At 40.1% G+C, this 13916-nt stretch carries 15 protein-coding genes; 13 read left to right on the top strand and 2 right to left on the bottom strand.

Features of this window, described 5'->3' with window-relative positions:
* Positions 1-202 precede the first annotated feature (202 nt).
* Positions 203-1183, top strand: coding sequence for a YdcF family protein (locus L4C37_RS14255; protein WP_429768971.1), 981 nt, complete (start codon positions 203-205; stop codon positions 1181-1183).
* A 114-nt stretch (positions 1184-1297) separates the two neighbouring features.
* Here the strand turns inward: L4C37_RS14255 and L4C37_RS14250 are convergent, their stop codons facing one another.
* Positions 1298-1966, bottom strand: a complete 669-nt coding sequence (locus tag L4C37_RS14250; protein ID WP_273293744.1) for a hypothetical protein — start codon at positions 1964-1966, stop codon at positions 1298-1300.
* 323 nt (positions 1967-2289) lie between these two features.
* Between L4C37_RS14250 and L4C37_RS14245 the strand changes: the two genes are divergently transcribed.
* The 8 genes from L4C37_RS14245 to L4C37_RS14210 all read left to right on the top strand — a co-directional run bounded on the left by L4C37_RS14245 (position 2290) and on the right by L4C37_RS14210 (position 7750).
* Positions 2290-3222, top strand: coding sequence for an exopolyphosphatase (locus tag L4C37_RS14245; protein ID WP_137372122.1), 933 nt, complete (start codon positions 2290-2292; stop codon positions 3220-3222).
* Between the two features lie 184 nt (positions 3223-3406).
* Positions 3407-3925, top strand: a complete 519-nt coding sequence (locus L4C37_RS14240) for an NUDIX hydrolase (protein WP_429768970.1) — start codon at positions 3407-3409, stop codon at positions 3923-3925.
* Positions 3926-4260: 335 nt separating this feature from the next.
* Positions 4261-4656, top strand: coding sequence for a GFA family protein (locus tag L4C37_RS14235; protein WP_273293758.1), 396 nt, complete (start codon positions 4261-4263; stop codon positions 4654-4656).
* A 3-nt stretch (positions 4657-4659) separates the two neighbouring features.
* On the top strand, positions 4660-5151 hold the full coding sequence (locus L4C37_RS14230; protein ID WP_429768969.1) for a GNAT family N-acetyltransferase: 492 nt from the start codon (positions 4660-4662) through the stop codon (positions 5149-5151).
* Between the two features lie 85 nt (positions 5152-5236).
* Positions 5237-5752 (top strand): GNAT family N-acetyltransferase, encoded by a 516-nt coding sequence (locus tag L4C37_RS14225; protein ID WP_137372125.1) that lies wholly within the window; start codon positions 5237-5239, stop codon positions 5750-5752.
* Positions 5753-5918: 166 nt separating this feature from the next.
* A complete protein-coding gene (locus L4C37_RS14220; protein ID WP_429768968.1) occupies positions 5919-6350 on the top strand; it encodes a hypothetical protein in 432 nt (143 codons plus the stop codon).
* Between the two features lie 198 nt (positions 6351-6548).
* Complete coding sequence (locus tag L4C37_RS14215; RefSeq protein WP_137372127.1) at positions 6549-7301, top strand: SDR family oxidoreductase; 753 nt, start codon at positions 6549-6551, stop codon at positions 7299-7301.
* Positions 7302-7363: 62 nt separating this feature from the next.
* On the top strand, positions 7364-7750 hold the full coding sequence (locus L4C37_RS14210) for a VOC family protein (protein WP_429768967.1): 387 nt from the start codon (positions 7364-7366) through the stop codon (positions 7748-7750).
* 273 nt (positions 7751-8023) lie between these two features.
* On the opposite strand, the gene L4C37_RS14205 is transcribed toward L4C37_RS14210, so the two are convergent.
* Positions 8024-10903, bottom strand: coding sequence for an HD domain-containing phosphohydrolase (locus L4C37_RS14205; protein WP_429768966.1), 2880 nt, complete (start codon positions 10901-10903; stop codon positions 8024-8026).
* A 194-nt stretch (positions 10904-11097) separates the two neighbouring features.
* Here L4C37_RS14205 and L4C37_RS14200 point away from each other — a divergent pair, with 194 nt between their 5' ends.
* The 4 genes from L4C37_RS14200 to L4C37_RS14185 all read left to right on the top strand — a co-directional run.
* Positions 11098-11847, top strand: a complete 750-nt coding sequence (locus tag L4C37_RS14200; protein WP_429769043.1) for a phosphatase — start codon at positions 11098-11100, stop codon at positions 11845-11847.
* Between the two features lie 114 nt (positions 11848-11961).
* Positions 11962-12357 carry a cytochrome b562 gene (locus L4C37_RS14195; RefSeq protein ID WP_429768965.1) on the top strand — a complete coding sequence of 132 codons (396 nt, stop codon included), beginning with the start codon at positions 11962-11964 and terminating at the stop codon, positions 12355-12357.
* Between the two features lie 322 nt (positions 12358-12679).
* Positions 12680-13021 (top strand): hypothetical protein, encoded by a 342-nt coding sequence (locus L4C37_RS14190; protein WP_137372131.1) that lies wholly within the window; start codon positions 12680-12682, stop codon positions 13019-13021.
* A gap of 217 nt (positions 13022-13238) precedes the next feature.
* On the top strand, positions 13239-13916 hold a 678-nt coding region (locus L4C37_RS14185; protein ID WP_429768964.1), incomplete at its 3' end, for a PepSY-associated TM helix domain-containing protein.

The raw sequence follows: 13916 nt of genomic DNA, 5'->3' as shown, positions 1-13916 counted from the left end.
GATAAAAACGCAGCTGTGTGTAACGAATGTTTACTGTAAGTCCATCTTTGTGGGCTGATCTGTAAACGCCTTAGAAAGCAGCGTGTCGAAATTTGTGAGCGTAATTGCGACACACCTAAGGGAAATTAAAAATACTTTTGTTAATTATCATTGTATACATAATTCACTCCATCTAATAACAAAAACGAGACTTGCGCATAAAATGAGCACAGATCACCTACTAATTGTTCTAGGAAAGCGCCTAAACAAAAATACTTTGACTGTAGAAGGGCAGAGCCGAGTGCATGCGCTTCATCATTTTTTGCTCAGTCGCATTGCTCATTCTGATGAGCGATTCCAGTCAGATGAGCCTTTACAGTTAAATGAGAAGTCGCAGCTAGATGAGAACTTGCAGTTAGGTGAGAAGTGGCAGCCGGGTGAGTCTTTGATAGTGGCATTTTGTGGTGGCATAACGAGTGGTCAAACGCTTTCAGAAGCAGAGGCAATGTATGATTACTACGATAAGTTAGTATCTAAGATTTCTGGGTCGTATCCACTGCCAACAGTATTGTTAGAAAAAGAGTCGACGAACACAGTCGAGAATATAAGAAACGTTGTTGTGGAATTGAAAAAAAGCGGTTTACTTGAAAGCGGTCTACAACAAGAGTCGACCTCTCTTAAAGTGACCTTTGTATCCAACGACTATCATTTACAGCGCATTTTTGAAATACAGCAATTAATGGACGAGCAAGGCTTATTGAAGGTATTCAAAGATGGATGCTTAGCAATGGGTATAGAGCTTGAAATCAGCCAGCAACTTGATGACCACGTTGCTGAGCCTTATCCACACAGTTCGCAGCAAGGTCAATTATTTCTATTGATGGACGCCCTGACAACGTATCGAGTTTATCTTGAAGGGGTGGTCGCTGAAGCTTTTCATCGAGATTTAAACACGGTGAGACATGAACCTGCTCAAATTGCATTAGAGGCGCTACAAGCGGCTGAATTAGTCGCCACCGAAAGCAAAGCCTTCCCGCTCGTAAATGCTTTATTGCCAGTGATGCGAACGTGTGTGGAGAATACAGTTATCACATTAGAAACAACTAAGGTGAGAGAGTATCTAGCGTTATTAGATACAAACCTCACCTTGCTTAATCGTTACCTTGACCCTGAAGTGGATCATGCAGCGCGCTGGTGGCGCTAAAGTTTTCTAAGTTGAAAGTCTTTTATATCCGCATAGTCTTTTATGTCCGAATAGACTTTTAGGTTTGAATCGTCTTTTATGTTCGAGGTAGCCTTCTACGCTTGAATAAGCAAACTACTTCTTGGTTAGGCTAATCACGGTTTTTATTGAACCTAGAGCAATTAACGCGTAACTAAGAAGTTCAGTTCCTTCTTCCGCAATATTCTTCACATCACCCACGTAGTTTTCACCCATCACACCTTGCCAAAAGCTACCCATACCAAATAGTCGAGAAAATACGAGCAACAACATCAAGCCAATTACTAATGTATTCATATGAGGGGATGCGAGAATTAAACCAAGCTGTTCAATGGTTTGCTTACCATTTTTACAGGCGTAATAAATTGCGGAGCCAGCAACGAGTACAGCAGGGTAAACCCAAGCTCCATGGAAGATAAAATCGAACCAGTGATCCAGCTCTCGAATGAACATTACTGCAAAAAAGGCAGCAATAAGCAGTGCTGCATGTTTGACTTCAGCTCGTTGTTTAGCCAGATGAGTAAAAGATAAGACGCAGCCTAAAAGCAGAAGCTGCTGAAGCATTTCAGTGATGGAAAGTTCACTAGGAAGATCATTGAAAAACATGAAATCAACACGTAATGCAAGGTTCGTAACAATAGAGATGGTTAACACGACAAGAGCGGTTTGAATCCGTTTGTAAATAACCTGAGAAGTTGACTGAGACAAGTTAAATTCAGGAAGAGCAATGCTAAGAGGCGATGAGGATTCAGATTTGCTTTTCATAATAATCGACCATTTTGTAAATAAACGTAACAGGCGTAAATGTTACTCTTGACGCACCTCATTTTGTCATGGAAATGTCAAAATCGAACAGTGTTCAATTGTTATAATCTGAATCTATTGTTTTTAATATAATTAATTGATGACGATTTTCTTTTGAAAGAAGAACCTTTACTCGGTTTTGAAGTAAAATGGTGTGTATTATGAGCAATACCCCATAGGTTAGCTGAACTAAGAGCGATCACTGCCCAAAAACTTGATTCTTGGGATACTATGCGGTTATCTTTAAATGACTTCAGTGACATTAGATGACAAAGGAATGATAAATGTCAGATCAAAAATTTAGATTAGTAACTCGCAGTGACTTTGATGGTCTTGTGTGTGCGGTTTTACTTAAGCAACAGAACCTAATTGATGATATTAAATTTGTGCATCCGAAAGACATGCAAGATGGCATTATCGAGATCACATCGAATGATATTGTTACTAACCTTCCATATGTTGAAGCGTCTCATCTGACTTTCGATCACCATCTATCTGAAACTATCCGTAACACCGGTGAGCGTAAAAACCATATTATTGATCCAGATGCCCCTTCTGCCGCTCGCGTTGTGTGGGATTATTATGGTGGTCTCGACACTTTTCCTGCTGATTGGTTGGAAATGATGGAAGCGGTTGATAAGGGTGACTCTGCTCAATTCAATCAAGACGAAGTATTGGACTCTCAAGGTTGGAACTTACTGAACTTCCTAATGGATGCCAGAACTGGTCTTGGTCGTTTCCGTGAATTCCGTATTTCAAACTATGCTTTGATGATGGACTTAATTGATTACTGTAAAAATCACTCTATTGAGCAGATCCTTGCGCTGCCAGATGTAGCGGAACGTATCGATTTATACCGAGAACACGAAGGCAAGTTTAAAGAGCAAGTAAAGCGCTGTGCAACAGTACACAACAACTTAGTGCTATTAGATCTTACAGGTGAAGACACTATTTACGCTGGTAACCGCTTTATGATTTATGCGTTGTTCCCAGAATGTAATATATCTATCCACAAAATGTGGGGCTTCCAAAAACAGAACATTGTATTTGCTACTGGTAAGTCTATTTTTGATAGAAACTCAAAAACGAATGTGGGTGAGCTAATGCTTAAGTATGGCGGTGGTGGTCATATTGCAGCGGGTACTTGCCAAATCGCAATAGACAAAGCTGATACGGTTCAACAAGAGTTGATTGATACTATTACTGCTGATGGTTAGTCTCTAGTTTTAGTAGATTAGCCTTTGTAAGCTAGCTAGTTAGTGTCTATCAGAGATGCATTTATTAACTATAGTATCTAGCGGATAATCAAGCCTCACTTCAAGTGGGGCTTTTTGTTGCACCAAATATTATTTCTGATGTGATACCATTCCGCCAAATTTTTAGCAGCGAATACAGAACCTCATGAGACATTTAAAAACAACCATTCACCCAGATATTGATCACTTAGACAATCAAACGGTTTATCAACGCAATGCTGCCCGTGCCATTGTTGTTGAGGGTGAAAATATTCTGATGCTATATACACAGCGTTACCACGATTACACCATCCCTGGCGGCGGTTTGGATGAAGGTGAGGATGTGATTGCCGGAATGGTTCGAGAGCTTGAGGAAGAAACAGGCGCTAAAAATATCCACGCTATCAAGCCGTTTGGTATCTTTGAAGAATTTCGTCCTTGGTATAAAGACGATGCCGATATAATGCACATGGTATCTTACTGTTATTCGTGCAAAATCGATCGTGAGTTAGGAGAAACCGCTTACGAAGATTATGAAGTAAAAAATGGTATGAAGCCGGTTTGGATTAACATTCATGAGGCGATTGCTCACAACGAGAAGACCATGGCTGAAAGCCCTAAAAAGGGCATGAGCATTGAACGCGAAACGTTTCTACTGCATCTGATTGCTAAAGAAATGCTGTAATCGTATTTAGTTATTAATAATAAAAACAATCATCTAGCCTGAATGCAGCCTTCATATTCAGGCTTTTTATTTATGAACACACATGTTCTTCTGTGTTCCTCCTGCCTGTTTCCATCCGCTTTATTCCAAGCTTAGAAAAACGAAGTCGCTACTGTTATGTCTTTAGCTAGTTGCCAACCTCTCTAGTTAGTTACTGTTTTTTGGTAAGAATTTTCATTTATTTTATCAATGCCTCAGTTCCAAGTGCATTAAGTTGCTAACACTTGCAATGCAAATATTAAGTCAGTAGCGTTATTGAACGTTAAAAACGCGCAATGCAGTGGGAGGGAGCCATGATCAAACTAGTGGGAAGTACGATTATTCAACCGAAGCACAGGGCCAGTTGTCATTGTGGCTCTGTCGTTCTTGAATTGTCTTTACCTAATGGAATTGAGAAACCAAGGCGTTGTGACTGTTCAATATGTCGAAGAAAAGGCGCCATTGTGGGGTCGGTTAAATTGGATGGTATTCAAATCGTAAATGGTCACGATTTTTTAAAGTTATATCAATTCAATACCAATACCGCGAAACATTACTTTTGTTCAAATTGTGGAATTTATACTCATCATCAAAGACGCTCTAATCCGTCTGAATACGGTTTCAATATTGGCTGTCTGGAAGGAGTAAACCCCTACGAAATTGGTGATATTGATGTGATGGACGGAGTCAATCATCCAGCAGATAGGGGGTGAAGTTTGGCTAATGACCTTAATCTAGTTCCACTGCATGATACGGAATTTGGTGATGTTTTTATGCTGACAAAAGCGACCTTATTTCCTTACATAAATGACACTTTCGGCTGGCATGACGACTTCCAATATCAACGCCTTAAAAATGATTACCCGTTATCTTGGTATTACTGGGTGAAGTACCAGAATAAGCGAGTCGGTTTACTATGTTTTAAGCCTCAAAGTAAGTCTTACCATATCCACTTATTGATAGTGTTTCCTGAGTTTCATCGGCAAGGGCTAGGCTCAAAAATTATGGCTCAAGTTTATGATATTGCAGAGAGGAATCAATGTGATTCAATAACCTTATCAAGCTTTAAGAGTAATAAAAAAGCGATAGAATTTTATAGAAAACTAGGTTACAAAATAACGAATGACTCTGATAAGGACTTCGTCACTATGAAGTTAGATGTCGTTTCGAAGCTCGGTGGTATTGCAACGAAGCTCAACCTGATTTGACCCTAGGCAAACTCTGTATCGATTATCGACATCGTCACGCTAAATGTAAATGTTTGGCACTTTAGAAACTTAAAAAGGAAAAGAGATGAAGCTAGTCATTCCAAGCACTGAATATCAAGACTCTTATATCAACATGGTGCGAGAAGTCTCTGAGCAAGGGGAAGCGTTTGTTCCTTTTGTTTTGAAGGAGCAATATGATGATTTCTCAGCCATGGTTAAGAGGCTGGAATCGTATTCTAATGGTGATTCAGTACCTGAAAACTTCGTTCCTCATAGCACCTTCTGGTTGGTGGATGAAGATGGTTGCGTGGTAGGTTGTTCGAATTTAAGGCATCAGCTCAATGATGGGTTGAGAGTGCTAGGTGGGCATATTGGCTACGGAATAAAACCTTCAGAGCGCAGGAAAGGGTATGCACAAACCATACTTAAATTGACGTTAATTGAAGCGAGTAAGCATGGCATTGATAAAGCGATGCTGACGGTAAATAAAAGCAACATAGGTTCGGTAAAAGCTATTCAATCTAATAACGGTATTTTAGAAATTGAAAAAGAAGTACCAGGTCAAAGTGGGCTTGTTCAGTATTACTGGATTAATACTTAATCATAAACCATGAGGTCTGAATTAAGCTATGACCAATTTATGCCCTACATACACGTCTTCGTTTCTTGAATATTAGCCTTGGCACTTAGTTTATAGCTGCGGGGTGTTAGCTCATATTTGCATGGGTTGGTTAAGATGAGATAACTGAATCATTGAAGGGATCACCATGAAGAAAGGCGTTTTGCTTAGTATCACAACCAGTTTCATTTTGTTCATGATTTTAGGTAGTAAGCTGAACTGGTTTGGTTCCAGTAATGCCGAATCATTTCCTAAATTGCCAGATGAGCCTAGTTTTGTAGTGTCAACAAAGTTTGATGGCGAGTGGGCAGGAAGACGTATTAATACTACCGGTAATAACATGTGTGAGCGAACAACCATTACAGGTAGTATCGTTGATGGTAAAGCAAATTTACGTCTGACTTACAATGGAACGTCATTACAAGGTTGGGTTTCAGAAGATAATGAGTTAGTGCTATATGCCAACCATAGGCAATGGGATTATCGATTTTCAGCATTAGGGCATACGAACCGTCTTCAAGGTGAATGGTATTTAACGAATGGTCCTTGTCGTGGGTCTTGGTTTATAGAGCGGCAATAATTGTATTTTTCAGTTTCAATAACGGTTACTGGTTAATGACTTCCTCGCTTAGTTTTCATTTAGGCAATGACTTTATAGATGCTTTATGCTTGGCATTTATTCTTTCAGCGGTTCACTAATAATGAAAGCGAATGTTAACTTGGATGTTAGTAAAAGCAGTAAACCAAATTAAAAAGTTCATGTGTAAGGGATTGGTTAATGAACAAATCTAAAGTAGCTATAGTTACAGGTGGCGGTCGTGGTATTGGTGCTGCCACTGCGCAGCTTTTCGCGAGTAAAGGTTACTCTGTATGCATTAATTATAAGTCTAATGCGGAAACAGCCGATGCATTAGCTGAGCAGATTACCGCTAGTGGCGGAAAATGTATGACCGTTCAGGCCGATGTTTCTTCCGAGGCAGATGTGGTGAGAATGTTTGCAACTGTCGATAAGGAATTTGGGCCAGTCTCTATACTGGTCAACAATGCAGGAATCTTGAAAAAGCAATCACGCTTAGATGAGATGACCGCTGATAGAATCAATTCGATACTCATCAATAATGTGACTAGCTACTTCCTTTGTTGTCGTGAAGCAGTTAAGCGCATGTCTACCCGGCATGGTGGGGTAGGTGGCGTGATTGTTAATGTGTCGTCTGGTGCTTCTCGCTCTGGTTCGCCCAATGAGTACATTGACTATGCTGCTTCTAAAGGTGCTGTAGATACGCTCACTAAAGGTTTATCACTTGAGGTTGCAGCTGAAGGTATTCGTGTGAACTGTGTACGCCCTGGGTTGATTCATACCGATATGCATGCCGATGGAGGAGAACCTGAAAGAGTCGAAAGGCTAAAAAGTATTATTCCATTGCAAAGAGGTGGTGAACCTGAAGAAGTCGCTGAGGCGATTTATTGGTTAGCTTCGGAGAAGTCCTCATTCTCTACTGGTAATTACTTAGATTTAGCTGGTGGTTTGTAATATTAAGATGGGGTAAGTTGCTAGTTAATGTGTATTGAACTTAATTTAAAGTAGGGAAACGTATGTTTAGCCATGTAATGCTCGGAACCAATAATGTTGCTCAAGCCAAAGTGTTTTATGACTCAATCATGAAAGTTCTTGGTTATAACGAAGGTGTCATTGATGAAAAAGGACGCTGCATGTATTTCACTCCAACAGGCGTACTGGGTTTAACTAAGCCTATTGATGGGGAGCAAGCGACTCATGGAAATGGCATGACGATTGGCTTTCTAGCAAAGAGCCCTGAAGTGGTTAACGAGTGGCACCGCACTGGGGTAGAAAGTGGGGGTACCGCAATTGAAGGTGCGCCTGGTGTACGTGATGCTGGAGAACGAAAGTTGTATATGGCTTATTTACGTGACTTTGATGGTAACAAAATATGCACTACACACTTTATGTCAGCCGATTGAGTGTAGTGAACAGAACACCAAAATAAAAAGGTCTACGCTTTGTAGACCTTTTTTATGCCTGCGCTATTTTTATGCTTGCGCTAAGCAAGTATGCATTAGCTGTAATATCTACACAGTAATTACAAATGTTTGTTATAAGGCGTTTGAGTTTATATGACCTCAAATCTCGGTCTGGTAATGATCATTACACCCACCAAGTGAGAATAAGCGAGCTTAATTGAATGAGCGTATATACCTAGAATGTGTGCATACAGTTAGAGTAAGTACATGTGTTTAGAACAGTAAGCGAATGTACTCTTTTACTTTCTGTATATGGGCGAACCTATCTACTTCACAATGCTGGCTTTCATCTAAGAAATGTTCAGCGTATCGCTGATCGATCCCATTCTCTAAAAATAGTACGTACAGCTTCGGATCAATATGACCAGAGGTCGCCATGTCAGTCATGATATTAAGTGACTCATCAAGAGATTTTCCTTTTTTATAAGGGCGATCACTTGAAGTTAATGCTTCAAATACATCAGCAATTGCCATAGCTCTTGCTGGTATTGATAGCTGCTCTTCATTTAAACCTCTTGGATAACCTTTTCCATCGACTCGCTCATGGTGACTGCCAGCAATATCTGGAATGTTTTTCAAATGCTCAGGGTAAGGGAGTTTGTTCAGCATGGTGAGCGTTTGAATGATATGGTCATTTATCATGAAGCGTTCTTCATTGTTTAATGTGCCACGCCTTACTTTCAGGTTATGCAATTCACCTCGGTCGTATTTAACATCTGTAGGTTGTAAAACGAATGATTCCGTCCACACATCCATTGGGCTAAATCCCTTGTCCCAAGGCACTCTATGAACCGGTTTATCTGCTAGAAGTGGTTCCATTTTCGGTAAGTAGGTTTTGTTTTCATGGCGCTGTTTCTCAACCCAAGATACTCCTAGTTGATCATCTAAGGTTCTTTTCCATCTGCGTTTAGAAATCGCATCCAAGCGTTCTATTTTCTCATCCTCCATAAATTCCCCACCCAAATTGCATTGGGCGACAAAAGCAAACTCTTCGTCTAGTTCGTTATGGGTGTTATCTAGAATCTCTTTCTGTTGATCTTTATTTTCGCCATTCGCGATAGCTTTCCAATAGTCGGTTTCTGCTTGTTGTTTAAGTAGTTCAAATCGCATTCTTATCTCGTGAATACGGTCATAAATAGTTTCGAGTTTTGTCGCTTTGTCCACTACGTATTCAGGTGTGGTGACTTTTCCGCAGTCATGTAACCAAGAGGCTAAGGTCAACTCTTCCCATTGTTTTTTATCTAAAGAGAAGTGAGGGAAGTAACGGCTATCTTGCTCGGTGATTTCAGCAATCCACTTAGTAAGCTCAGGGACACGCTGGCAGTGACCCCCAGTGTAAGGAGATTTAGTATCAATAGCGGAGGCAATCAATTCGATGAAGGCATTAAGCATGTCTTTTTGTTGCTGAAGTTGGTCAATATTATCCTTGGCTATTTCAGCAAAGCTGAGTAGCTCTCTTAAGAATGCATGCTTATCTGTTTGCATTTGGTTAATCGAGCGTTCATACCCAATCACCACAATACCAACAAGCGCTCCTTCTCTATTCATCAACGGGAATAGGTATAAATCAGAATTAAATATGGAGTTTTGATGACGTTTTAAGGCGTTATCATCTCTATTTAAATGAATGGTTTCACCCGCTTTAAGTTTGGAGAGCAGCCAAGGCGTGTCTTTGATGAATTCATTGATGTCTGCTTTGAAAGGAATGATGGCGTGGTTCGCCTCCATCTCAAATACATCCGCTTCATCAGATTGAACAAATAGCACAATAGTTTCAGCTTTGGTAACAAGATAACTTTGATGAGCGATGGTTTTTGCGAGTACATTGAAATCTTGGTTACTTGCCGTGTCACGCAGCAGCTGTAGCAGGTCATGAAGAGTATGCTCCATCAATTCAATGGATTGAGTAAGGTTTGAAACCTCTTTAATCATGCTCTTTGGGTAGTGGGTTTTTTTGAAGTCAAATCGTGAGATGTTATCAGTTAATTGCATGAGGGTTTGTAGTGGCATAGAAAGGCGGTGAGCAACGAACCATACCAATATAAAACACACGGCAAGTAAACCTAAGGCAACAGTGACCTGTTTGTCTCTCATTGAAATTAAGTCTGCCAACAAATCGTTCTGAGGCGTTGCCTCTGCCAGCATTAATGTGACGTTATCTGTAAGGAGAACTGGCGTCATCGTCAGTGCCCATTCATTCAAGTTGTACTCAATATTTTGTACAATTGTTTTTGTCAGATCGGGTTCATTGAACAAACTCGCTAGAACTGATTTTTCTAATGCCTCCCTTTGCTTTTCTTGAGTCCACTCATTGTTAATGTCTAGTTGATGCTGACCTAATAGGTTGAAGTTTTGGTCAAATAGGGCGAGGCGGGTTTGTTTGGAATACGCCAAATTACCAATTTGTGAGGATAGAGAATCAAGAGTGAAATCGGCACCAATAACGTGCCCGCCATCCGCTGAACGCCTTGATAAAGTAATACCGGATGTTTTTAGGAAATGGAACATATAGGGTTCTGATAATCGTATCTTTCCATCTGGTTGAGCACTAATAAACCAAGGGCGGGTTCTTGGATCAAATGTATTGTCGTTTGTTATTTTATGCCCTACTTGTTTATGTGTACCATCAAGAAATACGATTTCACTTCTACCCGCCAAGTCAGCACTGTTGATCATCATTGTTGCTTTTGCTGGGGCTTTATTAGCTTTTCTATGCTTATTGGAAGTTAATGGTCTAAAAATGGTAAATGAACCATCATTAGCGGTGTAAAACAGGGCAACCAGGTTTGGATTTTGTTTGAAGATGAGATGAATAGAAGCAAGCCATGGTTTTTGTTCAAGAGATTCACCTTGATGACGAATAAAAGAGCTCACAGCCATGAAATCAAGAGTGGTTAACACTGGAGCGACAGTTTGCTTGAATACTGATTCCAGTTTGTTGCTATGCTCTTTACTGAGCTCTTGTACGGTTCCTGAAAGTAACTCTTGAGAGTGTCGATAGCTAATAGAAATGAGTACAGCACCTACCATAGTGGTAAGTACAAGGAATAAGCTCGTGATGTGTATACTCAGAGGATAACGACGTTTTTTCATTCCATGATCCATGTTCGCAAACTTTTATAAGTATTGACTAACTTTTATAGGTTGCAAAAAATTGTTGGAAATTTAGTTACTTGAATATCTTAAGAATTGAGCTAGTTACAGATAGGTGATCTTTCTTTTGTTTGCTGCAATTTGTCACTTTGGGCTGTTAAACTGTCACTAATTAAGAAACGAGGTCATTGATGATGCAGTTGCAAGTAGATACGCATACACATACTTACGCTAGTGGGCATGCTTACAGTACATTGATTGAAAATGCGAAAGCAGCAAGTGAAAAAGGGCTTAAGATGTTCTGTACTACGGATCACTCAGAGTCTATGCCTGGCGCTCCCCATTATTGGTTTTTCAGTAACCAGCGTGTTCTTCCTCGCTTTATTCATGACGTGGCTATCGTTCGAGGTGTGGAATCTAATATCCTCAATACCGCTGGTGAAATAGATATCCATCCGAGTGTCGATAAAAACCTTGATTGGGTGATTGCTAGCTTTCATGAGCCTGTATTTCGACCTGCCGATCGCGCTTCTCATACTCAAGCCTTGCTCAATACGATCAAAAGTGGACGAGTGGATGCGCTAGGTCACCTTGGTAACCCTAATTTTGATTTTGATTTTGACGCGGTTATTCAATGTGCTGCTGAACATAATGTTGCTATTGAAATTAATAATACGACCTTAAAGGGTAATAGCCGAGTGGGTAGTGTTGATCGTTGTTATGAGATAGCTCGAATTGCTCGTGAGCATAATGCTTTTATCACCACTGGCAGTGATGCGCATTTCTGTGATGCAATAGGTGGCTTAGACCTAGTTTCAGACCTGCTAAACAAAGTTGGAATAAACAGTTCAAAAGTGATCACACACTCAACGCAGCAATTTATAGATTTCCTTGAGCTTCGTGGCCGTAAAGCTATCCCTGAATTTGATATTTTGAACGATTAAATGCCTTCTCAGTGAACATTTCGCAACATTCAATTTTTGTGCTGAACGAAATTTTGTATACACTAGCAGCCAAAATAATAATGCCTTAGGCAACCCTGTTTTATTGGAGAAGTAATGAAAACTCGCTCAGTCCTTATATCTGTTTTTTTAGCTGCATCTATTTTGTCAGCTTCTGCATTCGCAAGTGTTGATTTGAAAAAGAATATGCAAGAAATGAAGCTTGCTTTTAAACAAGCTGCAGAAGCGCAAAGCATTGAAGAAATGAAAAAACCAATTGTGCGCTTAGACAGCCTAGTTGCGGATTTGAAAACGGGTGTTTACCCAATAGAAAAAGAAGCCAACTACATGGAAGGCTTTAAGAAAATTACTGCTTCATTAGATAGCATTGAACAGAAGCTAGATAACGGCGAATTTGATGAAGCGAAGCAAGAACTTCGTTCTATTGATGCGTTACGTGAAGAGTACCACGAGAAGCGTAACCCAAGCATTTGGAGCAAAATTTTTGGCTAATGCTAATTTTGGCTAATGCTAATAGTTAATGGAGCTATTAGCATGTCACATTAGCTCGAATAAAATAGCTTTATTGAGTCGTTGTTAGCTTGTAATTATCCTGCTCAAGACATACAGGTTAAATGACCTTAATAGATGCCCACGACCTTGAGTTCGTGGGCGTTTTTATTGGAAGTGATTTATTCATTTTATTAACTGTGCGTTAGCTTCAACTTTTCATCTATTACTTCGTCTTTACTTTTCCCAGCCGAGTAATTTCGACATAATGCACCAATCATTTATAGAATCTATTGAATAAGCCTGTTTATATTTCATGGCGATAATGCGTAATACCCCATTTAACCGTTCAATGTTATTAGCCACAGCGTTAAGTTGGGTGCTGGTAACTTTGATGCCTGTTATCAATGCTCATGGTAACAGCGCTGGAGTGTGGGCTTCATTATGTACGCTTAATGGTTTTAAACTGGTTCAAATAGAGGAAGGAACGCCAGAAACTCACAGCGGGAAACCTTGCCCGTTTAGCCACTTTTCTTCCTTTCATTCCGATGAACTTTTAACGACACTACTTCCTACTCGATTGAGTTTTATTGTCGAACATAACTATGCTTTTTTGGCTCTAAGCTCCCGTTATGTGAGGCAAGCCCCAAGAGCCCCTCCTTTCTAAAGACTCTTTATTAGCTTATTTGTATAGCTTAGTCATATAGCTCCTTTGTATAAAAGAGCACTCTGATACAAATATCAGTATTCAAGCAAGTACACGTGTATTTATAACTTTTCGAAAGGCTTAAGCCTTCGGTGTACTTGGAAAAAAGTAAAGTCAACGCGCTCAATTGCCTTCTGTTTATACCGAGGGTGGTTTGTGTGTGTAAAAGGAAAAAACAATGTCGAGAAATGATTCTCAACCAAAGCAAGTTAACCGTTCTAAATCCCTCTATTTTCTAACATGGCGCTGGCATTTTTATGCTGGTTTGTTTGTTATCCCATTTATGTTGATGCTTAGTTTAACGGGTCTTGTCATGTTATTTGATGATGAGATTGAAATGGCTCGCTACCATGAAGTGTTAAGTGTCTTGCCAGAAGATAACATTACGCTTGTTTCAGAACAGTTAAATGCTGTGCAGGAGAGTTACCCAGACACAGCGGTGACCCAATTTATACCTGCGAAAGAACCGACCCTCGCGAATCGATTTTCGATTAGGTTTGAAGATGGTCGTTCACTTTTTATCACAGTGAACCCCTATACTGCCGAAGTGATGGGTGAAATAGACAGAAGCGATAGTTGGTATCAACTTGCTAATGATATCCACGGCACTCTGTTGATTGGCGATTGGGGTGATTACTTGATCGAAATTGCCGCGAGTTTATCAATTTTATTATTGGTAAGTGGTATTTACCTTTGGCTGCCTAGAGATAATGCTTCTAAAGCTGGTTTTCTGAAAATACGTGTAGGGTCTGGACCTCGTGTATTGATGCGTGATTTGCACGCGAATATCGGAGGTACGCTATCTTTAGTGCTTCTATTGTTTATTTTATCTGGCTTAGCATGGGCGGGCATTTGG

This window comes from Vibrio kagoshimensis, assembly GCF_050337535.1.
GTDB classification, from domain to species: domain Bacteria; phylum Pseudomonadota; class Gammaproteobacteria; order Enterobacterales; family Vibrionaceae; genus Vibrio; species Vibrio gallaecicus.
This window is presented reverse-complemented; position numbering and strand designations above follow the sequence as displayed.